Raw genomic sequence first — 21,285 nt, forward strand, 5'->3', positions numbered from 1 at the left:
CCCTGGACAGCTCTACTGCCATCTTTTTGAACTCATCGTCAAATACTCTGTGTTTCATATATGCCAAATTTAAAATTACATTTCAAATCTGCTCCATAAATGTCTCTACTCAAAGATAGCAACTCCACCTCGGATAGCTTGTCCTGGGCGGCCTCCCAAACACGGCGGGTCTTTAGGTACTCTTCCAGCAGTGGATTACTGCCCAGTGGCTTGACCGAAAACAGCTCATAGCTCTGCACCTTCTCCGCTTTTCTTGGCCTGGGTTCTCTAGGTCTTTCCGCATATTGCAGTTTACTTTCGGGCAGGTCGCAGATTTCCTGAATCTTTTTTAATACCTGGTAAAAGCTGAGTGTAGGCCAGTAAGTAACTCCGAAGCTGATCAGGTCACCCCCACCAGGAAGCCCGAAATCATACCACTGGTTGGTATCAGTTCTGACGGTAAAGGATGGTGTACGGTCACCATTGCGGATAGGACTATGGTATTTCAGTTCTCCTCCGGACTTACCAATGGGTTGATGGCCGAGGCGGCGGAGCAACTCGGGCAGGCTCACCTGTTCACGGAGTGCGTTGGCATCGATGTAGTGGTTCATAAGTGGTAGGTTTACAATAGTTTTTTGATTGGGAATCCAGGAAATTGCGGTAGCCCTCATTTAACGGCGCATACTCGACAGAACGGTCTATGACACTACCATACCTCAGCTGGATCCTTTTCCAGAACCGCTCATTGCTAAAGAACAGTTCCGCTTGTTTAAAATAACGGCATAGAAAAATACCTGCATCCAGAAAATCGGAAGAGTTCAATACGATCACCGTATGTTCCGGGGCTTTATAGGCCTGGTGCCATTTCAGAAAATCAAAATAGCTTTCGAATACAGCAACATGCAGCGGACTGCCTAACCTTACGGTTATACCTTTCTGGCCAAGGAGTCCACGCCACCTGGAGTTCTGTATAACCCATCCACCGGCTTCATTCTTCCAGCCCAGTGCTGAATAGGAACAATCTTTACCATCGGTAGACCGGCTGTAGTGCACTTCCTGCAACAAATCTTTCCCGCCGGGCCAAAGGCCTAAATGTTTCAGGTACCGGGTCAACGCGCGGGTGGATCCGACTGGCAGGATCTTCTCAATGGTAAAACCAGGAACTGCGGCGACGCGTGGTCGTAACCAGCGGATGGCATCGGCATCTTCAGGATCACCACCCAGCTTAACAAAAGTATTGAGATGAATAATGGACATAGTTATAGCTTTTATAGATAGGTAAAAACGCAAAAGGGGCCATAAAGCCCCTCTGCGAACCATCCTCCGGCAAACGCTAACCTGGAAGACGAGTATTTCAAAAATGGAACTACCTGCGTAAGGATCTACCTCCTTTGCCAAAACTGACTGCCTGCGGATCACTGCAAGGCCGGGAGCTGTCAAAAGACAGAATACCGGCTTGCAGCTGCACATCAATTTCCGGATGATTAGCCCGGAAACGCTTCGTTCCACGATGTCAAAGACCTTGCTGGTTAACAAGGCCAAAAGTGCGCAGATCAAAATCAAAGGTTTCCCCATTTCTGTAACTGTGGTACGATTTATTTCTGTTTGTTCAATTTTCGTTTGCTGGCTTTGAAACGATGTCTCTCCTGGATATGCTCATGTATGGCAGCCATCATCTCCTCCAGATACTTGGTATAGCTGCTGCTCTTGCGCCGCTGCAAATCTGCAAACATGCGGTAAGCATCTCCCAATTCTATGCCCAGCGTGTCTTCCAGCCATTCGATAATGTCCCGGACTTCTACCTTTCCCTCGTTCATCCGTTTGGTATAATAGATGCCATATGCAATCTCGACCAGTTCAATCTTATCGCCTGTCCATCGTCTTTTGCTGCCTTTCAGCAAAAGCTGTACATATTCACTCTCCGGGTTCCGATACAATAATCTGAGCTTTCGCCCAACGTATTCCTGCAAGCGTTCATATGCGATAAACTTTGAAAAGGTGTATCCTGCGTTGGTCAGAAACCTGGGGTGCATTGAAAACCGCTCATGCAAAGGGAGGAAGGGCTCATAGTTTTGCGCCAGGAAATAATACGCGTCCCGGTCTGAATCCTCTTCCAGATAATAGTCATATAAGGCACGGTTCTGATTAAAAAAGCGGTGCTGATGTTGATATTCCCCGAGATAATAATCCCGTAACATCAGGTCTGTTCCATTTACCGGCAGCAATTTGTTGATGGCTTGCAGTTCGGAATAATAGGTGTACATGCAGAAAAAGCGCGGGTAAATACTTTTAAAGAAGTCGATTTCCTGGTCCGGGTTTTCAAACCCATGATCGAGGACAAAATTTTCCAGACGCTGGACAAAATGGTCTATACACTTGATCATCTCCATATATTTCTCTGTTTCTTTTTTAATACTAGACTGGACCCCGTCCAGCGCATCTTCCATCTCATCGAATAGTTGTGAACTAAATGAATATAACATGGTATCAAAAATTTTGATGACGTTTGATTGGGACGGCTAGTGGCAATGTCAATCCGTTAAATCGAACCGGGGGTATCCCGGTCATCTCAGCTAAACCGTCTCAACAATTATTGTTACATTTGCTTTGATTAAAATATTATATAGCGACGGCTATTTGACTTGTCCAAGAAACTGCAACTTCTAAAACAAACAAGGAAAAATAGGCTGATCGCCTGCGCTTTAGCGCGGGTGCGGCTTATCTTGTTTGTTGGGCTGTTGCAGGCCTCTTGGACGGATGTAGCTCGTTTCCCGCGCTATATCGTTTAACGGGCATCTGCAAGGGAAACCGGGTGCAAATCGAAAACAAGTCATGAAAAAAGACTTTCCTGAAGAATTAATGCACCTACCCCTGGAGACACTGAAATTAAGTCCCAAGCTAAAAGCCGTTGCGGAAATGCATGGGTTTTTCAGCTTAGCGGATATCGCCCGGCTGGATACCCAGGAACTAGAAAAACGGATGGGTTTCAGTTTACACCTCATTTATGAATATGTCAATTTTATGGAGGAAAATGGGTTAGGCAAATACGTTGATCCGGCGTAGGTTGCAGCAACTTAACACTGCAACCATTTTTCCTATATCATATTCCGCACTTCTTCCAGCATGTTCTGCAAAATTGCCTCAAATGGTTGTATAAAATTGCTTTCCCTGGGATCCAATGTCAAGCTCAATTCGTCAATCTCTTTCCGCTCTAGGTTCCTGAAGTTGAATACCGTCTTTCGAATCAGCGTTGATTGATCCGGCTCATTGTAAATCCCATGCTTTTGCTGGAATTGCTGCCACCATAGGATTTGCAGATCCGCGAGATCCGTCTGTATAGCACTCGGGTTAAAAGGCGCATTTGGCGCATTCTCCATCTGAAAAGTGCGTTCTGCATCAATCCAGTTGGATAATTGCTGGGTGGGGGACAACTTGTAATGATGGAACAGCAGGTCGGTATAGATGACTAATTGCCTAAGCTGGGCCTTATGGCGGCTAAGTATCCGCTTTACATCTTTATATGCCAGCACAGCCAGGCCATCCTGTATATACTTTGAGTACCAGCTTAAAAACCGTGTATGATTAAAGCCTAATCCGACCAGTACCTCTGCCAGGTCGGAGGTCCCAAAACTTTGGCGCAAAGTCAGGTCCCGGATCACCTTGGTGTACAGCTTCAGGTATTTAAAGTCTACCCAGTGCATTAAGCCCTTAGCCTCTGTAAAACGCGTGTAAGGAAATGTTGCGATCTCAATCAGTTCAGGCTTTACCGAAGCTGCTCTCAACTGCTCAGCTAAATCAGACCACTCCTGAAGAAATACTTCTCCCTGTTCCTTACGGAATAATTTGGGTAAGACCAGTCCACCCGGAATATAATCCGGTACAGCACTGCGAATGGTCTCCATTAAATCCAATAGCAATCTGGCTCCGGTGTTGTCCGACCCTGGCTCATACAGCAGGTCACAGATCTTGATCAGGGTAGAAAAGCTGATCTGTACATAGGTCTTCAGTTGCGTCTCGTTACTCAACTGGGAAATGTGTTTTAGCATGACCCATTGCAGCCGCTGAACCTCTTCATTCAATTCCCTGGACAAACTGTCCCGGCCTGCCGGATGCTCTTTATCGCTGAGCTTTGCCGCGATGCGATGTAAATTCGCGAGTTCAAAATCCATAATAGTTGATGATTTAATTTTATTTTTGTTATGTTCCAGGGCGGTATGGAAAGCCCATTTGATCAACTGCTCAATTGTTTTTTGCATTAAGGCGAGATCTGCCGGATTTCTAATGTCCCTTCCGGCTACTGTTCCGATGTTCATCCTGGAATGCAGAGATATGAAATAGGAACCGCCAAGGATCAGCGCCATCAGGGAACGGAAATCCACATCGGTACCTTCAAAGAATTCATCCGTCAGCACCAGCCGTTTGGCACCCGCCTCTTCGCGCTGAAAATTCAACTCCTTTAAAATCGCTCTTGATTCACTGAGTTGCCAGAGTATGATGCTTTGCATTTCATTATCATCCTTGAAAAAAGACAGATTCTCCTGCATCATGTTCACAAACATATTCCTGAGCTCTTCCGCTCCGGCATCTTCCCTTAGCTGGAACCGTTCAAAGTAAGGCAGCCAGTAATCCTTTTCGCGCAGATAGGCACTCAACAAATTGTTCATGTTCAAAAAGTAAGTATATACCTGCCTGCGGTTTTTGCCCAGCTTCTTTTGAATTTCGCTGGGGTTGAGCCAGCGGTAACCATTTTCTCTTAAGATGACGCCCACCATCTCTATCAGCCTGGCAATTGTCGCCTCTTTATCTCTGATTTTTATTTTCTTTCTAGGGGTTGCCATTTTAGCGAAGTCTTTGTTTTAATTCCTTCTTTTTAATTATCCATTCCCAAACGTTCAGCACCTTATCTAAATGTTCTGGTTGATGTGTCGCCATCACGCTCATCCTGATCCTGCTATTCTTTTGAGATACCGCAGGATAGTTGATCTGGTTGGTATAAATACCTTCCTGCAACAGCAGGTTACAGATCTCTGCATTCAGGTTCATGTCACCAATCTTTACCGGAATGATTGCAGAAGCCGTAGTACCTATATCCAGCCCTAGTGAGAGTAGTCCTGTTTTCAGGTGCAGAATATTCTTCTGGAGCTTCTGCATCCATATCGGTTCTTCATCAATCAATTGGATGGACTTTAGAATACAGGCTGAGGCTGGTGTGGCGGTCGACGAAAAAATATGCTGACGTGACTGGTACTTCAGGAAATGTGTCATTTCCTCACTCGCGACTACATAGCCGCCAATGTGCCCAAAGGTCTTGCTGAACGTTCCGGTGATGATATCTACTTCCTGGTACAAGGCATCTAACTCAATTACACCTCTACCCGTTGCACCTATTACTCCTGTGCCATGCGCATCATCCAGGATCAGGTAAGCACCATAGGTCTTCACCAACTTTACGATCTCATCCAGCGGTGCCAGATCTCCATCTTGGGAATACACTCCGTCAATGACTACCCAACGGCTGCGGTATTTGTCCTTGGTCACCGACAAAATCCTCTCCAGGGCTTGAAGGTTATTATGCGGAAATGTTTTCATATTGGTCTGTAAACAACCTTCAATCACACTGGCATGAACGGCACTATCCAGTATGGCCAGATCGTCTTTTTTCATGATCGCCTGTAAAGCCGCAGAATTCGCGGTATAGCCCGTGGTATAAGTAATTGCAGATTTGCGGTAAAAGAAACCGGAAATTGCTTTTTCCAATGCTTCATGGTACCAAAAGTGTCCGCCGATAGCAGGAGAAGCACCTGCGCCAACCCCGTAATTTTCTATGGCCTCAATGGCTGCTTTTTTCACCAGCGGGTGCTGGCTAAAATTCAAATAATCATTTGCTACCAAACTGATAAACGTTTTATGCGGGTTGTCCGGCAGATCCATCTCCATAGTCGGGCCGGAATGAGAGGTAGACAGAAGTCTGTAATTCATCTGGCCTTTAGACTGCTTGTAGCGCATGTACTGAAAAAATAAATAAGCTGCTTCGTTAGCATCTTTACCTGCGATGTTTTCAAAATCCTTAAAACTTGCTTTGTCAAAATTGATTTCCATATGTTTTTAAATTTTATGGAAGCGAATCTCGATCCCGAGATAACGCAAAAGTGTGCGTTAGCGGGAAGTCTCAAAAAAAAATTAAAAAAACTTTTAAGGAAGACTCTCATGCCAGTAAAGGGCTAAAATATTTGCTAGCTTACCAAACCCGATTTGTTGAATTTCCCTGTTGAGCTGGCGATAGAAAATCAAGCAAAAGACTAAATGTTGATGGCTCAGTACTGAAAATAAGAAAGTACGCCAGGAAATCCATCCTGCACGTACTTCTATTATTAATTTACCTAAATCATTGACTTGTTTCATAAAAGAAAGCGTAATCCTCATTATTAAGTGGCGCTGCCGTGGTATCTGTTGATCATAACGAGTCATGGTTTTTTTATAATACCAATATCATAACATTAAGCCGAGTTCTGCCGCCAGATCCGTCATCTCATCAGCATTACCCTCATGCAACTCCAAAAGATTGGTACTGATCTCATCCCTGGTCAATATCTTGATGATATTTCTGTTCTTCACTTTAAAGGCATAGGCTTCATTTAATTTGGGTTCCGCTCCTGTCTCTTTTTCAACCAGCTTGCCCAAACCTGTCATCCCGAGCCTGCCGTCTACAGGTTTGCGGTACATTCGCAATCCTCTGTCCCCAACAACAGTCTGAAAAAATTCGTCGTTTAATAGCTTTATCTTTCTGTTCATTATCTCGAAATTTTTATTTGCTTAGTTTAGTTATGAAGCTTCCGCTTACGCAAGTATTCAATCAATTCCTTCGGCCTGTCTGTCTGGATCATGGTTACTCCACAATCAATCAGCCAGTCCCAACTATCCTTAGTGTTCCCTTGAATTGCAAGCTCATCATCATGTCCGCCACTGATATTTGGCCAGAGGGAATTGACCCAAAGCTTGGAGCCGCCAGAAACAACAAACCTGCCGTCTTTGATAACAGAAGAGGTATCAGACTTAAATACCAGTTCACAGGCCACAGGCATCATGTACTTTTGGTATTCCAGAATGATCTGCCGAGCATCGGGTTTATCTAATAACACCACTGGCATAAAAGTGATTTTGTCCAAAAGCTCCGGATACCTATTCTTTAGTTCTGCGTAAGGCTTTTCAGTCTTAAACAGTGCTTGTTCTAGCGTCCCTGTTTTGATCAGCACTTTATAAGCCTCATTGTAAAAAGGGAAACTATGGTCGAGATTGACCAGTACTTTTCCTTTTGCCAATAGCATTACTTCTTCTAACGTAGGTATTTGCTGACGCGTAGGGGCACCCAGGCCATCCCTTAGCCGAAATTCCTTAAGTTCTGTCAAGGTAAAATCTGAAGGTTTGCCTTTGCCAGTGGTAGACCTATTCAACGTCTGGTCATGAAGTATGATAAGCACGTTATCTTTTGAAAGCTTCAAATCCAACTCGATAATATCTACGCCCATTGCCATAGCCGAACTGAACGCCTGTAACGAATTCTCTGGAGCATTGCGCCAATCTCCACGGTGTGATGCAACCATTATACTTTTCAGATGCGGCTGATGCAACTGCTTAATCAAAACATCGGCTGATTTTTGCCCCAAAGCAGGAGAAATGCCAAAGCAAAGCACAAAAAGAAACACAATTTTATATGCTTTCATTTCTAACTTCATTTTTATTCGTAACTGCCATATTAACTGTTCGTTTCTTTGACGCAGATCTCTTTTTCGTTGTTTTGACATCAGGATTTGAGGTTTTTGATACCTTATTTTTCTTCTTTCTGGGAAGTCTTAAATTGATCATGATTATTTATAAATCAGTGCCTGGCATTGAACTTTTGCTAATAATGTCCGATAAAAATTATCCCAGGAGCACTAGTTCCTGTACCACCTACAATACCACGATAAACAAGCGTTATATTATGGTTACGTGCCGATACTAAGTTTGCCGCAGTTAACTGGTAAGTTGCCAATACTTCATTAGTAGTGGAGTTGCGCACCTGAAAATTGAAACTGGTGTTTACCGCCGCCAATGGTGCAGCAATCTGTTTGAAATCCGACACCTGCTTGTACTTAACACCACTAAATTCGTTGATGGTTGGTGTACCTGATAGCGTGACATTTACAGGCGCACTTGTAGGCGAAAGGTTTACAAAACGAACACCCAACACGCTCTCTTGATAAGTTGCAAAATTCTCTTTTAAAAGGAAACCTTCTCCGTTTGGAAATTGACCGTGAACAAACAGGCTGTATACATCACCGCCCTGCGTTTGTAGATCACTATTATAATATAACTTTAAGGGGTCTTTACTTCCATAAACCGAAAGCCTAAGCTGTCCTCCAGCATCAAAGCCAAAAACTTTTGAGGCATTTACTAAAACACTGTCGTGTGCGTTGGTGCTGATCTTTACAGCAGCTCCACCGACAACCGCATTTGTGACAATAATTCCACTAACAGAACTTGGTTTGATATCTTCTGTTTTGCAAGAAGTTATCAATAATAAAACTGCCAGTGGCAGGATAAACAATATCTTTTTCATCTTCTTAATGTTTAATTTTTAAATCAATTGCTTTTCACATCCACAATACGACCATTCTTGTCTATAGTCGTTCTGTGACGTAATAATTCCTCAACCTGAGGGGCGTAGCTTTTTTCTTTTGGAATAATCCCCTCACTTGGGGTTTTGATCTCTGGATCGTAGTCATAGGGGTTTAGGCCTTTTTCTAAAAGTTCAAGAGATGGCCGTGTCATCCAATAGGGTGCCGGTTCATCCTTTAAATAATGTCCAAAAAATTGTTGGGCTCTTTTTGAGCTCATGACAGACCCGACACCAGCTCCTGCATGACCTGAATTTGTTGCATCTAACCAAACCTTCTTTCCGTTTGCTTGTAGCGCTTTATAAAACTCCATACCCTGCTGAAATGGCACTCGAAAATCCTGTCTACCATGGCTCAACAGTACTGGACATGATACTTTATCTGCGTAAAATACAGGAGAATTCGCCAAATAAAGATCGGGTCTTTGCCATAGCGTTATCCCCATGTTTCCTTGACCATTTATTGTTGCTGTACTATTGATCCGTTGCTCACTATCCATATGTTCCAAACCTATTGAACTTGTAAAATTTGAGTTCCCAGCTACGGAATACGCTGCAGCAAAGATATTTGTACTGCCGATTATATAGTTAGTTTGATAACCAGCAAAACTTCCTCCCAAAATCCCAATTCTCTTAGAATTTATATAGCTTCTTTTCATTAACTCATTGGCACCCGAGATTACTGCATTAGTAACTGAGGCACCGGTGACCCCCACAACAAATTTAATTTCTGGAACAAATAGGATATATCCTAAATCAACCTCTGTTTTATATTCGGAATAATCTAAATACTTTGTCCCCCCTAGGACAGGTGATATACTTGAATAATAAGTAATAAGTGTCGGGTACTTTTTATCCGGATTAAAATCTTTCGGAAATAAAATCACTCCTTCATGCTCTTCTCCCGTTGAATCCTTCCAAATTAGAATTTCCTGTTTAACAGGATCATAGTGACGTACTTTTTTAACTATAATGCGTCTTTTTTCAAACTCATTTCCCCATGAAACGGTGGGTGGCTCCATTGTATTAAAAGTCTTCCATACGTAGGTTTCCGAATTTTTAGCTTTTTTAAAACTTACATCTTGATCAATTCCAGGACTAATCAATATCTTTAATTTCGACGGGTTGGAAATAGTTAGTTGGTATATTCCCGAGTATTTAGAAAATTTGGAAAATAAAGCTGATATTAATATTTGATCGCCATTATAAAGAACATATCTTTTATTATGAGGTTGTTGTAAAACAAAAGTAAATCCCAATTTTTTAGCTTGACCATTTGTCACACATACTGGAGTTTTGCCATTTAAGGATAGCTTCCAAATATCACTATAACTATCTTGTATCAAAATTGAAGGGTCATCAATAAGCCAAAAATGAGGCTGAAGTCCTCCAACCAAATTGTAATATGTACTTTGTAGGCCACTAACTTGTTTCGAAGATCTATCTCCAACAATAAACTTACTTTCTATGCCAGAACTAATTTTTTTACTGATTCCTGTATTGATATCATAAGAGTAATAGTGTTCGCTGTCATAATAAACAATAACTTTTCCCGTAGGATCGAACTCATAAAATGGTAGTGAATTTGATTTGACCTGAGCGTTTTTCTTAATCAACCGCCGTCTTCCATCACTTAAATTAACCAAATAAATATTCGGACTTACATATTTATTAAAATTATACTCATTCATAGTATATGCGATTGAAATTGATCCTCGTTCATTATACAATAGAACTTCCTTTTCGAAATGGCATGTCAATGCAAAATCATTACTAACTACTGTAACCTTGCCTCCATCTTTATAAAAAGGACTGCCAATCGCCAAATCATTTTCCTGTTCTATAAAAACAGGTATTCTTTTTTTTAAATCCATTGATACGAGTTGGTTCAGCTTACGCTTTATGTCACTTCGCCAGTAATAGTTTGGCTTAGGATCTAAATAGCTAACTAGCTCTTCAATATCTCGACGATACGGATTTTCCGGAATTTTCCGATCTGAAATTACATAAAATAGTAAACGATTTCCATTAGGAACAAATTGGAGAAGCTTACTTGAGTTCAATCTATATCCTGGGCTGAATATGTTATTTGAATCGTTTATTAATTCATACGCCTTTTCTCTATCTATTAAATGCCCCCAGATTTTAGAAGTATTTCTCCTTGTAGATGTGAAAAATGCAAGATGTTTACCACTTTCTGAAAATGTAAACAATCCAATTGTTTCTTCTTTGGAAGTCCAAATTAGTTTAGTTTTCATACTCTCTATATTAACTTGTAGCAATTCTTGAGCATTGCTACCTGAAATTTGCCGTAAACGTTTAATGAACAAAATAGGCTGAGTTGGATGTGTAAAATAGCTCTCAACTTCAGAGAAAGAAAATGACTGTTTGGTATTTAAGTTTTTTATATTAAGCTTTGATCCTTCATTTTGGCTAAATATTAGAAATTGCTGTTTTCCATTAACGACCTCATATCTTTCCACCGATAAAATACTGTCTAAGCAATTGCTTCCTAATTTTAGTATATACAAGTTTCCCTTTTGCATATATAACAAGCTCTTACTGTCAACACTAAACTTTAAACTGTTTACGTTAGTCACTTCTGTATACCAAGAGCCAGACGTGGAACGTATTGCCACCAGATTATTTCCCTGATTTTTAGAATAGTATTCAGCAAATACATAATTACCATCATCGCTGACTCCATAGTCTTGGGCCATGCTTAGACCACCAATAAAACACAATATAATAATGAAACAATACTTCATACTTTCTCAATTTTTCCATTTTTCGCTCCATAGAATCTTGCCGTCTTTTATTTTAGCAAGGGACTGCATACTCTTTTCAGTGAAAACATCAAGTCCACTTTCCTTATGTTGCTTTGCGAAATTCAATCCCTCCTGAATTATCGATATTGCTTTCTCCTTTTGGCCTGTTTTATATAATAGACATCCATATGTATTACTCCAATCCACAAGCCATTCTGATTTGTTTTCTCTCGCCCAATTCATTATATCATCCATCATTTTTAATCCTGCATGAAGTTGGGTTTGATCGAAACTATTTCTTAATAGATCTTCATTGCAAAACGCTTCTATTAATATATTTTGTAGCTTATCTAGATTTCCACCTTTGAATGGCTCCATACTACCAAATTTGACAACAGGTTCATAAATAAGCACTACATTTGGCCCATATGTTTTTACCATATTAATTATCCCGTTAATATAAAGAGGATTGTAAGGATTGCCTCGCATATCATGAGTTTGGTAAGCGACCATTGTTTTCGCCGCCTTTATAGCTCTTATTGCATAATCTTCGTTGTAATGTGACTTTACTACGTTATACAATGAGTCCCAGTTAAAACCAGATTTATAAGATGCAAAATGTGCGTTGACAATTTTTTTAAAATGTTCATTACGAATAACTCGATCAACTACAAGACGGGCAAAACCATTTTTGCCGACAATTTTATCGACTTTATCAGTATCTGGATAAAATAATTGAAACAAAGGATCTTTCGAACTAACACCCACAGTTCCAACTATCTCTAATATCTCCTTTTGAAATAGGGATGAAAATGGTCTCTTTCTTAAATAGGATAGGGTAGTTAAGGTCAATGTATCCTTAAGCCTTTCTATCCCCGTAAAATATATTGTTTTATAATTAACAGAATTTTTATCATTTTTTTGAAATTCATATAATGACCTTATTAATTCTATTCCATCTGTTCTTCCCTGATGATAATTATTAATTAGGTCATAATATTTTCCTCCAGGACGAACATACTTCTGCTCAGGTTTCAATGCTAATGAGGCTGTCTCAATAAGTGCTTTGGGTTTTTGGTATCCATCATATCGGTTAAGGACATTTCCTTTAGACGAAATGAAAAGCAGAGCTGGGTATCCTGTAATCTCATACTTTTTTTCAAGCATTGCGATCTCATTATACCATTTTTGCACCTGTTCACTATCTTTACTGGTCTTATCCATTTGTATTTTTACAGATATGAAATGTTTATTAAAGTAAAATCCAACGGCGCTGTCTGTATAAACAACTTGTTCCATTTTTTTACAAGGGCCGCACCAAGTTGTGTAAAAGTCAACAAATATGGGTTTGTTCTCTTTTGTGGAAGCATCTAATACTCCCCTCCAATTGTCAAAGCTTCGGAAGTTTATACCCTTTTTTTCTTGTGCAAAACATGCTACAACTAATCCACATAGGACTAGCACAAGTTTTATCTTTTTCATATTATTATATTTTTTATCTGTGTAGTTTTGATGCTATCTCATGTTTGTTTGAAATATATAGGACATTGCAAACTTAATTCGCCTCACGAAGTATGGTGAGGTGTTTAGATTTTAATACCCCGGATTTTGTATCAATTGAGGGGCTACTCTTATATCTATAAAAGGAATGGGGTATAATTTCTGATAAGAGTTCCAACTGATTCCTTTGTTTATAGCCGCTTCAGACATCACTTGATCAACGAGCCCGTAACGTTTAATATCCAACCATCTATGTCCCCACTCGGTAAACAGTTCTGATCTTCGCTCTTTAAAAATCGCCTCCAAAAGAGCCTCTTTTGTAGCCGCAGTTGTTGAAGGTAATCCTGCACGAGCACGTATCACATTTAAGTCAGAAGCGGCGCTATTAATCCCTATCAATTTTCCTTGGTTAGCTCGGGCTTCTGCACGTATCAAATATTGTTCACCTAACCGTAATACCATTGCATATTCGCTAACAGTACCAGTAGTAGCTTTATACTTGTAGGGATAAGTATAAACGACTGATCCCACCTGAACAGAGTTAATCCAATTTCCAGCAGCTGCACGTTGATCATTAGCTTCAAAGGAGCTAAGTAAATCCGAACTAATTGATAGAGGATTCTCGAAGCCTGGCCCTGATGAATTTAAAATAAAATTAAAAGCATCTTCATTATTTCTTCCTATTCTTACTGGTTGCAATTGCCAGATAGCTTCTTTACTATTTTTTAAAAACACCTGATTTAACGGTAAAATATCGTATAATATAGTTTGTGAAATCACTTTTGTAGCTTCAGCTTCTGCATTAGAGTCGTTATTCCCAGAATATAGGTATATACGTGCTAGCAATGCAGTGGCAGCACCACTTGTTGGGCGAATTCGTTCTATAGCAGCAGGATATGGTTGCAAATCCGCGTTGAGGTATTGGGTACTTAACAATGATTGAGCTTCTTTAAGATCCTGAATAATTCTCAAATATATCTCCGGCTTTCCAGTTCGAACTAATTTTCTATTCACTTCCGGATCTGTACCAAGAACTAATGCAGCATCTCCATAAAGATTAATTAGATAGAAATAAGAAAATGCCCTCACAAAATAAGCCTCGCCTAGCAATTGTTTCTTTACAGAAGGAGTGAGAAATGCTGTTGAAGAGAGTTCTTCAATTGCAGCGTTGCATCGGAATATTATATAATAAGATCTTACCCAAGTCTCCCCACCAATTGAACCACTAGGGTTGGAGATTAAGCTGTTTGTATAAAAGGCATTTAATGCAGGATAGTTGCTCCCGTCATAGAGTTTCAGTTCGTCGGCTGAAAGTGCCGACGTTACAGAAATACCTCCGCTTCCTGTATAATTGCTAACTAAATCCAAGTATAGTCCAGTCAGTACTGAAATGGCTGTTTTATCATCTCTAAATACATTCTCACTATTTATTGTTGTAACTGGCGGTATAATCTCCACAAGCTTTTTACAGGAAGAAGAGACTAACATTAATGTTATCAAAAAAATATATCTAATAACATGATATTTATAATATTGATTTTTCATCGCTTTCATTTTTGTTTAAAATCCAAGATTGGCTCCAAAAACTAATGTCCGCATTGGCGGCATTAAAGGTCTAATACCTGGCTTTTCAGGATCTAGTCCTTTATAACTTGTAATAGTTAAAACATTTTGCATATTTATGAAAACTTTCATTGAAGAAGCTCCTACCTTCTGTAACCAGTTGACGGGAACTTGCCAAGAAAGTGAAATGTTTTTTAAACGAGCAAACGATGCATCTGAAAAGCCTGCGTCACTAAAATATGCAGTGCTGGTTGACGCATCTTGAACTTGTGAAGAAACTTTCTTAATAGATGAATTATCATCAAAAGACCGCCAACGCTCCAAAATAGATAAAGGTTGGTTACTAGCACCTCTAGAAAAAGCACCTGGTGTTGCTGCAGCTCCTCCATTGCCTAAGTAGGTATTTTGCCCATTTTGCTTCACAAACTGGATAAAAAAGTCCAAACTAAACCCCTGATATTTTATATTATTTTGCATTCCTCCATGCCAGTCTGGATTCAAGTTAATTACATGCCTATCTACCAGATAATCTGGGTTCTCTGTTAATTCCCCGTTGCTTTTTTTGAAAAGATACATGCCATTAGCGGGATTTACTCCTGCAAAAGTCAATAACCGAACTATATCCAAAGATTTCCCTACTTCATACATATCTGCATACGGCGATGTAGCTAAATCAGGATATGATACCAGTATATTTCTCGCAATATTAATATTGAAGTTATTAGTCCAAATCAATGCCTTACTTTTTATTATCTCAGTAGTTAGTGAAAACTCCCAAGTCTTGTTGCGCACTTTGCCTGGGAAATTGTTTGTGTAGCCTGAAAACCCTGTGATACTCGGTAAAGTGTAGTTAACTAATTGATCGACCGTCGTATTGGAGGAATAATCAACATTAAACAAAATTCTGTCATTGATAAATCCCAAATTCATACCAGCAGATAGCTTTTTTGTAAATTCCCACCTAAGATTAGGATTCGGTAGACCAAAGGGGGTCAGTGAGGCAATATTTTGGTATGGAAGCTCTGCGTAAGCATTAAAATAACGACTTATAAAACCATAATCTGCAATCTGGTCATTACCTGTAGTTCCATAACTACCTCTTAATTTTCCAAAACTCAACCATGGTAAATTATTTTCTGCAAAATGTGATTTGCTAAAAATCCATGCTGCACCAACAGCTCCGAAATTATGTAAACTATTGTTTTCTCCAAATCGAGAACTTCCATCTCTTCTCGCTGTAATATTAACAATATATTGGTTGTCGAGATTATAATTAAGTCGCCCAAAAACTGCGGAGTATCTATATTCTAATATACTTGATGCATTTGCGGAAACTGTCGCGGCGGAGCCAATATTTTCCAAAGTAGCATCTGATGTATAAGTATTCCCTATAAGAGTGGAATTGCTAACATTATTCCCGGATATCGTACCGCCCACTAAGGCATTTAAATCCCCCTTACCAATGCGAAATTTATAATTCAATTGCGGTTCCGTAATCCACGAAGACATAAGTCCATTACCATAGGTAGCAGAATTGGGTGTATAGGAAGGGGAACCAATGGTTCTCACTTCTGGACGTATAGCCGTTCTTGGTGTTGTGCTAACATTTTTTGTTTGCCCATAGTTATAACCCAAACTATTGCTGATTTCTAAACCTGGCAAAATCTGATATCCAATTGTCCAATTACCTAAAAAATTATTGTTGTCCTCTTTGATTAATCTAGTCAAATTGATATATGGATTTGAGGTAAATGTTGAAACACCGGCATTATTAGGCTCCCAATTAAGGGTGCCGTCATCCTTAAAAGGTGCTGGAGAATTTGGTTCTATAAATAATGCAGCACTTGTTGGATCCGTTACAGGGAGTTGCTTATTATTATTCGAAAAATTCCCAGAAAATCTTAATTTTAATTTATTATTTAAAGAAATACTACTCATACTGAAATTCAAAGATGCTCTTCGATTTCCGAAATCACCTGGAAAAGCAACTCCTTCTTTCCCATATGTTCCACTTAATAGGTAATTCATAGCTGTACTTCCCCCTGATATAGATGCCGATGCAGTTAAGTATGGTGCAGCTTTACCCAAAAGTTCGTCTTGCCAATTCGTATATCGTGTTGTGTCCCACACAGTCAGGTCATGATTCCCAGTTTGAGTAAGGGATGTTAATGAAATGCCATTGTTTTTTAATGCCTCATACCGCATGTCCAAATATTGACGAGTGTTTAACACCTCTAGCCGAGCAGGTTGATAAGAAATACCTTGCTGAATATTAATCTCTGCTTGCATTTTTCCAATTCTACCCTTCTTAGTAGTAATTAAAATAGCTCCATTTGCTGCACGAGAACCATATATAGCTGTGGCATCGGCATCCTTGAGGACGTCAATACTTTCAATATCCAATGGATTTAAAAAACTCAATGGATTTCCTGCAGTTGTTGGATTTCCTGGCGCCACAGTCCCTGAATTTCCCAAAATCGAAGTGCCCATTCCTCCAACTGCAGGTAGTTGTGATAGGATTGGTACACCATCTATAACATACAAAGGGTCATTACCGCTATTGATACTGTTTCTACCCTGAATCCTTACAGTGATTCCACCGCCAGGTATACCAGAATTCTGTGTGATAACGATACCTGAAACTCTACCCTGTAACGCCAATAAAGGATTATTTACCGGCTGTTTCTCAATATCCTCTGCTTTTACCGTACCAATGTTGCCCGTACTTAATCTACGCGTCGTAGTTCCATAAGCTATTACTTGGACCTCATCAAGCGGATTTGTTGAAGCAATTAGTCTAACCGAACCAATGTTACTCTCTGCTTTTACCTCCCTTTGTTCAAAGCCCATGTAGGAAATTACCAGAATTGCATCATTTTCAACACCCCCCAAGGTAAAAGAGCCATCGTTCTGCGTTGTTGTAGAAATCTTAGTTCCCTTCACCGTTACCGTAGCTCCCGGTAAAGGTCTTCCATCGCTGTCCAACACCTTTCCAGAAACGTCAATCGCCGAAAAAGGAGCCGTAATCCTGTCGACAACTTTCTCCAGAAAGGAAGGCTCCTTTGGTTTTATAGATACCAGCTTTCCATCGATAGTGTATGTTAATGGTAATACAGCAAGTATCCTATCTAAAGTTTCCTCTACCGTTGCATTTTTGACATTGATATCGACAGGAGCCGTATTCTGAACTACATTCCTGTCGTAATAAAAGTCATAACTGGTTTGTTTCCGGATTTCCTTTAAGATGGTTTCTAGATTCACGTTACGCTGATTAAGCGTAATGCGCTGAGCCAGGCCAGATGCGCTGACCTGCATTAGGGATGCTATTAATATTACGGTGGTTAATCGCATAACTAGCAGTATTTTATGGATATACCCTGGGGGCATAACCGGTTTCATAGCATAATTTTTATACATTTGCTTTGTAAGTTTGGTTATCAGCAGCATGCCTTAGGCTTCGAATCTGTGGGCACCTGCGTTTAATCGGTTAATATGTAATGTATGGCCATAGCCAGACTTATTGACCAGGGATGTTTTCATTCCTGGTTTATTTTTAAGTATCTATTTAGTCACTAAAATCCTCCTCCCTTCAATTTTAAAGTGTACCTGTCCAGTTGCTCCTATCATTTTCAATACGGCTGATATCTTGTTGTTCCGGGAGATCCAGCCCCCTGGACTTATATTTTTAGGTAGATCATCCGCATAGATAATCTCTACGTCATACCACCTGGCAATCTTGCGCATTGCAGACTTAAAGTCATCTCCATTGAATACAAAGTCATCGTCCTTCCAGTCGGTGATGTTTTCAGTATTAACTTCCATCACTGAGATTTTATCACCCTGAGTAACCGCCTGTTGTCCGGGCTTAATAACTTGTTCAACTTTTTTTGAATTCACTTTTACAGAGCCTTCAATCAAAGTCGTTTTTATATTCTTCTCATCTTCGTATGCGTTAATATTGAAGTGCGTACCCAAAACCTCCACTTCCTGTTCATCCATTTTTACCACAAACGGATGGGACTTATCCTTAAAAATTTCAAAATAACCCTCACCGCGTAACCTGACCACCCGCTTTCCGCGCTCAATTAAAGAAGCGGCATAGGTCAGGCTTGAAGCGGCATTTAAATATACTATAGAGCCGTCCGGTAAACGCACCTGATATGTTTCCCCTTTGGCGGTTGATAAAATATTGACTTTATCCGGATCAGCATCCGAACCTTTGATTTCATAAACGAGTCTACCATCGGCAGATTTGCTAATCGAGACACCAGCTTCATTCGCCAGTTCTCCCTTGGTCGCATCCGATAAATGAATTGTTTTTCCGCTGGCCAAGGTCAGCGTAGCGCCAACCCTACCGGGAGCTACATCATTGGCCACAACAGTCTCTGTAGGTTGAACAGCATCTTCACGCTTTAAAAACCAGATACCAGCTGATACAATGACCGTTGCCACCGCAGCGGCAATCGCAATGCGAGGCCATAACCTGTGAGGCTTAGCTGGTTCTTTAGTCCCAATCTCCTTTCTTATTCTTGAAAAGATAAGTTGTCTATACTGTTCCTTATTTTCGGCAACATCTGCCGGAACGTCCAGCGGCTTAGTGCTAGGTTGAATAAACCACGAATCAAACTCCAGCTGCTCAACATCGGTCAACGTTCCGTTAAGCCATTTGTTAGCCAGTTCCTGCAATCTTATTTTCTTTTCATCAGCGTTCATTTCTTATCCGTTTATATAGACAAGTACCTGCTGAATCAAATCATGACATCTCCATGGCGGAAATAAATCACAACGCGCTGATTTTCAGAAAGAAAAAATTACAATAAATAAGAATTCAAAAAAGAGCGAAGGCTTACGGAAAGACTTTTCTTTGTTTTCACGAGGCTGTCGTTTACCGCGCGCTCAGAGATATCCAACTGTCCGGCAATTTCCTTGTGACTCAATCCATCTTCCCTGCTCAGTCGGAAAATAATTGCTGATTTTTCGGGAAGTTCACAGATCAATTTTTCAAGTCGCTGTTTAAGCTCATCAAATTCCAGGTACTGCTGGGTTGAGTTATCTAGAATATCAAAGGAAGAAAGACTTTTCTCTTCATTAAGCCGTTGGGTTCTCTGCTTTTCGAATAAACGGATCACACGGTATTTTATAGAGACAACAAGATAATGAGCAATTTCAGAAGTAATTTGTAGTTCAGATCTCCGGTTCCATAACGAAACAAAGACATCTTGAACGATATTTTCCGCATCGACGCGATCTCCGGTCTTTTGATTGGCAAAATAGAGCAACCGGTCCCAATAGCGATTATATAGGTTTTCAAACGCATACTCGTCCCCAACCTTTATCAAGTCAATAAGTTCATGGTCGCTATGTCCGCTGTAATCCCTCATCAAAAGCTAGTTAGAAGAAAATCCCTCGTCTAAATTTACGAATTTTTCCAGACAAAACTGTGTATTATTTTTCTCAAATCCAATGCAGGCTGTGTTAAGCTTAGTGACACAGCGGTTGAAATGGTCAATTCGCAATGACTGAATCTTGCTGAATCTTTCCCTGAAGGTCGATTTTAGACCTATCGTTTTTATATAAAAAATGTTTGATTTCAAGCTATAACCGGGTTATCAGCGATAGGCAGTTTTGCAAATTTTTGAACTTCTATACTCGGAAAACCAAAATCTTCAACCACGTTACCTAAAATTAAATAACATCCCGCTCCGAGGAATGGATAATTTGGGGTACTGTTCGGGAAGTGGGTCGTATCAAAGAAATCTCCGTCTGCATCCAGGAAAGTCCCAAACCACATTTTCTTATTGTTCTTGGTATGCACGGTTTCTCACACACATAAAGGCCGACCATTTTCACGGTCTGGCCTATATAATCTGTTAAGTTTTTGGTTCGGATTTCTCCCCGAAATTCTGTTTTCAGCAGGTCAAACATGGAAAGGCTCAACGGAAAACCTAGTAGCTCGAGTTCATGATATGCATCCTCCAACTTGGTATTGATTAGGTCTGGTAAGAAGTAGTGCTTACTTGGAACCTAGAACAGCTCCGCATGATTGCTCGGCTTTGCTTTTTGGCCTAAAAGGGTATGTACATCCCATAACAGAATTAGATGCAATTATAGAAATCCGTAGAAAACGATTTGATTAGCATCTCCGTTTTGTAAAAAGGATATTGTAAAATAGGATGATTTAAACTTTTTTCATGTATTTAATAGTTGAGCAATACTTCCCTGATAAGGATCATAGGATGGTATATATTGAATATACCGAAGGTGAATTAGTCTGTTAATTGCCAAATGATAGGTGCTACTCGAACAGATGTTGCTCCGGTGCATCAAATCCTTTCTTGTGATTTTAATTTGCATCGGGAAAAGCTGCTCTTTCCAGCAAAGCAATAGTGCCAAATAAAGGTTTCGATGTGAATTGCTCAAGCGGTCGTCCTTCATCGCAATTCCAATCTGTTTAAGTAGCTTTTGGTTGGATAGCTTACTCATTGACCCATATTTTTTTCCAGTACTTTGATCACATCAATCTCACGGTAAAAAAATATTCCCCCGACTTTAGTGAATGGTAAGGACTGGCTGACCCTTAAATTCTGGAGTGTCGCAGGGGATATTCGCAGCATTTTGCGGACATCTCTACTGCGGAGCCATTGCCTAGAATCCTGTGAATTTGATTTTAATGGTGAAAGAATTTCTTTCAATAGATCTACCTTGAATTGCTCCAAGTCTTGTTTTGTTACTAAATCGAATTGTGTCATGCTGTATGCTTAATTCACAAAGCTGCTTTAATAAAATGTGTTCCTTTCCCCATTTTCAGAACTGGTGAAC

19 protein-coding genes are annotated in these 21,285 nt (G+C 40.2%); 1 reads left to right on the forward strand and 18 read right to left on the reverse strand.

What is annotated here, in order from left to right; all coding sequences use genetic code 11:
- Positions 1–38: 38 nt before the first annotated feature.
- The 3 genes from DU508_RS05385 to DU508_RS05395 all read right to left on the reverse strand — a co-directional run bounded on the left by DU508_RS05385 (position 39) and on the right by DU508_RS05395 (position 2,462).
- Positions 39–590 carry a hypothetical protein gene (locus tag DU508_RS05385; protein ID WP_115401833.1) on the reverse strand — a complete coding sequence of 184 codons (552 nt, stop codon included), beginning with the start codon at positions 588–590 and terminating at the stop codon, positions 39–41.
- Positions 556–1,236: a hypothetical protein gene (locus tag DU508_RS05390; RefSeq protein ID WP_115401834.1), complete on the reverse strand. Its 681-nt coding sequence runs from the start codon at positions 1,234–1,236 to the stop codon at positions 556–558. The genes DU508_RS05385 and DU508_RS05390 overlap by 35 nt, the downstream gene beginning before the upstream one ends.
- A 338-nt stretch (positions 1,237–1,574) precedes the next feature.
- Entirely contained in the window at positions 1,575–2,462 is an 888-nt protein-coding gene (locus DU508_RS05395; RefSeq protein ID WP_115401835.1) for an RteC domain-containing protein, read from the reverse strand.
- A gap of 349 nt (positions 2,463–2,811) precedes the next feature.
- On the opposite strand from DU508_RS05395, the gene DU508_RS05400 reads away from it, so the two are divergent.
- Positions 2,812–3,042: a hypothetical protein gene (locus DU508_RS05400; RefSeq protein ID WP_115401836.1), complete on the forward strand. Its 231-nt coding sequence runs from the start codon at positions 2,812–2,814 to the stop codon at positions 3,040–3,042.
- A gap of 32 nt (positions 3,043–3,074) precedes the next feature.
- Here DU508_RS05400 and DU508_RS05405 read toward each other — a convergent pair whose 3' ends face one another.
- The 15 genes from DU508_RS05405 to DU508_RS05465 all read right to left on the reverse strand — a co-directional run bounded on the left by DU508_RS05405 (position 3,075) and on the right by DU508_RS05465 (position 21,215).
- Positions 3,075–4,817 (reverse strand): TetR/AcrR family transcriptional regulator, encoded by a 1,743-nt coding sequence (locus DU508_RS05405; protein ID WP_115401837.1) that lies wholly within the window; start codon positions 4,815–4,817, stop codon positions 3,075–3,077.
- A gap of 1 nt (position 4,818) precedes the next feature.
- A complete protein-coding gene (locus DU508_RS05410) occupies positions 4,819–6,078 on the reverse strand; it encodes an aminotransferase class I/II-fold pyridoxal phosphate-dependent enzyme (protein WP_115401838.1) in 1,260 nt (419 codons plus the stop codon).
- A gap of 93 nt (positions 6,079–6,171) precedes the next feature.
- On the reverse strand, positions 6,172–6,447 hold the full coding sequence (locus DU508_RS23705; RefSeq protein WP_147273591.1) for a hypothetical protein: 276 nt from the start codon (positions 6,445–6,447) through the stop codon (positions 6,172–6,174).
- A 21-nt stretch (positions 6,448–6,468) separates the two neighbouring features.
- On the reverse strand, positions 6,469–6,771 hold the full coding sequence (gene tnpB / locus DU508_RS05415) for an IS66 family insertion sequence element accessory protein TnpB (RefSeq protein ID WP_115401839.1): 303 nt from the start codon (positions 6,769–6,771) through the stop codon (positions 6,469–6,471).
- A gap of 26 nt (positions 6,772–6,797) precedes the next feature.
- On the reverse strand, positions 6,798–7,781 hold the full coding sequence (locus DU508_RS05420; protein ID WP_233509397.1) for a glycerophosphodiester phosphodiesterase family protein: 984 nt from the start codon (positions 7,779–7,781) through the stop codon (positions 6,798–6,800).
- A 98-nt stretch (positions 7,782–7,879) separates the two neighbouring features.
- The gene (locus tag DU508_RS05425) at positions 7,880–8,578 is read right to left on the reverse strand and encodes a DUF4397 domain-containing protein (protein ID WP_115401840.1); all 699 of its coding nucleotides are present in this window, start codon (positions 8,576–8,578) and stop codon (positions 7,880–7,882) included.
- Between the two features lie 23 nt (positions 8,579–8,601).
- Positions 8,602–11,355, reverse strand: coding sequence for an alpha/beta hydrolase family protein (locus DU508_RS05430; protein WP_158542127.1), 2,754 nt, complete (start codon positions 11,353–11,355; stop codon positions 8,602–8,604).
- Positions 11,356–11,409: 54 nt separating this feature from the next.
- Positions 11,410–12,885, reverse strand: coding sequence for a thioredoxin family protein (locus tag DU508_RS05435; protein ID WP_115401842.1), 1,476 nt, complete (start codon positions 12,883–12,885; stop codon positions 11,410–11,412).
- A 111-nt stretch (positions 12,886–12,996) separates the two neighbouring features.
- Entirely contained in the window at positions 12,997–14,448 is a 1,452-nt protein-coding gene (locus DU508_RS05440) for a RagB/SusD family nutrient uptake outer membrane protein (protein ID WP_158542128.1), read from the reverse strand.
- Positions 14,449–14,463: 15 nt separating this feature from the next.
- Positions 14,464–17,883, reverse strand: coding sequence for a SusC/RagA family TonB-linked outer membrane protein (locus DU508_RS05445; protein WP_158542129.1), 3,420 nt, complete (start codon positions 17,881–17,883; stop codon positions 14,464–14,466).
- Positions 17,884–18,027: 144 nt separating this feature from the next.
- Positions 18,028–19,179, reverse strand: coding sequence for a FecR family protein (locus tag DU508_RS05450; protein WP_115401845.1), 1,152 nt, complete (start codon positions 19,177–19,179; stop codon positions 18,028–18,030).
- Positions 19,180–19,277: 98 nt separating this feature from the next.
- Positions 19,278–19,847, reverse strand: coding sequence for an RNA polymerase sigma factor (locus tag DU508_RS05455; protein WP_115401846.1), 570 nt, complete (start codon positions 19,845–19,847; stop codon positions 19,278–19,280).
- A 209-nt stretch (positions 19,848–20,056) separates the two neighbouring features.
- On the reverse strand, positions 20,057–20,281 hold the full coding sequence (locus tag DU508_RS05460) for a hypothetical protein (protein ID WP_115401847.1): 225 nt from the start codon (positions 20,279–20,281) through the stop codon (positions 20,057–20,059).
- A 374-nt stretch (positions 20,282–20,655) separates the two neighbouring features.
- Positions 20,656–20,949, reverse strand: coding sequence for a hypothetical protein (locus DU508_RS23710; RefSeq protein WP_147273592.1), 294 nt, complete (start codon positions 20,947–20,949; stop codon positions 20,656–20,658).
- Entirely contained in the window at positions 20,946–21,215 is a 270-nt protein-coding gene (locus tag DU508_RS05465) for a helix-turn-helix domain-containing protein (protein WP_115401848.1), read from the reverse strand. The genes DU508_RS23710 and DU508_RS05465 overlap by 4 nt, the downstream gene beginning before the upstream one ends.
- Between the last annotated feature and the right edge of the window lie 70 nt (positions 21,216–21,285).

The organism is Pedobacter chinensis (genome assembly GCF_003339865.1).
Taxonomy (GTDB): domain Bacteria; phylum Bacteroidota; class Bacteroidia; order Sphingobacteriales; family Sphingobacteriaceae; genus Pedobacter; species Pedobacter chinensis.

Bases quoted from the DNA above. Each gene is read 5' to 3' on its own strand.
- DU508_RS05405 (WP_115401837.1), bottom strand. From the start codon at position 4,817: ATGGCAACCCCTAGAAAGAAAATAAAAATCAGAGATAAAGAGGCGACA.
- DU508_RS23705 (WP_147273591.1), bottom strand. From the start codon at position 6,447: ATGACTCGTTATGATCAACAGATACCACGGCAGCGCCACTTAATAATG.
- DU508_RS05400 (WP_115401836.1), top strand. From the start codon at position 2,812: ATGAAAAAAGACTTTCCTGAAGAATTAATGCACCTACCCCTGGAGACA.
- DU508_RS05435 (WP_115401842.1), bottom strand. From the start codon at position 12,885: ATGAAAAAGATAAAACTTGTGCTAGTCCTATGTGGATTAGTTGTAGCA.
- DU508_RS05450 (WP_115401845.1), bottom strand. From the start codon at position 19,179: ATGAACGCTGATGAAAAGAAAATAAGATTGCAGGAACTGGCTAACAAA.
- DU508_RS05430 (WP_158542127.1), bottom strand. From the start codon at position 11,355: ATGGCCCAAGACTATGGAGTCAGCGATGATGGTAATTATGTATTTGCT.
- DU508_RS05385 (WP_115401833.1), bottom strand. From the start codon at position 590: ATGAACCACTACATCGATGCCAACGCACTCCGTGAACAGGTGAGCCTG.
- DU508_RS05420 (WP_233509397.1), bottom strand. From the start codon at position 7,781: ATGTCAAAACAACGAAAAAGAGATCTGCGTCAAAGAAACGAACAGTTA.
- tnpB (WP_115401839.1), bottom strand. From the start codon at position 6,771: ATGAACAGAAAGATAAAGCTATTAAACGACGAATTTTTTCAGACTGTT.
- DU508_RS05390 (WP_115401834.1), bottom strand. From the start codon at position 1,236: ATGTCCATTATTCATCTCAATACTTTTGTTAAGCTGGGTGGTGATCCT.
- DU508_RS05440 (WP_158542128.1), bottom strand. From the start codon at position 14,448: ATGAAAAATCAATATTATAAATATCATGTTATTAGATATATTTTTTTG.
- DU508_RS23710 (WP_147273592.1), bottom strand. From the start codon at position 20,949: ATGAGTAAGCTATCCAACCAAAAGCTACTTAAACAGATTGGAATTGCG.
- DU508_RS05455 (WP_115401846.1), bottom strand. From the start codon at position 19,847: ATGAGGGATTACAGCGGACATAGCGACCATGAACTTATTGACTTGATA.
- DU508_RS05410 (WP_115401838.1), bottom strand. From the start codon at position 6,078: ATGGAAATCAATTTTGACAAAGCAAGTTTTAAGGATTTTGAAAACATC.
- DU508_RS05395 (WP_115401835.1), bottom strand. From the start codon at position 2,462: ATGTTATATTCATTTAGTTCACAACTATTCGATGAGATGGAAGATGCG.
- DU508_RS05425 (WP_115401840.1), bottom strand. From the start codon at position 8,578: ATGAAAAAGATATTGTTTATCCTGCCACTGGCAGTTTTATTATTGATA.
- DU508_RS05465 (WP_115401848.1), bottom strand. From the start codon at position 21,215: ATGACACAATTCGATTTAGTAACAAAACAAGACTTGGAGCAATTCAAG.
- DU508_RS05445 (WP_158542129.1), bottom strand. From the start codon at position 17,883: ATGTATAAAAATTATGCTATGAAACCGGTTATGCCCCCAGGGTATATC.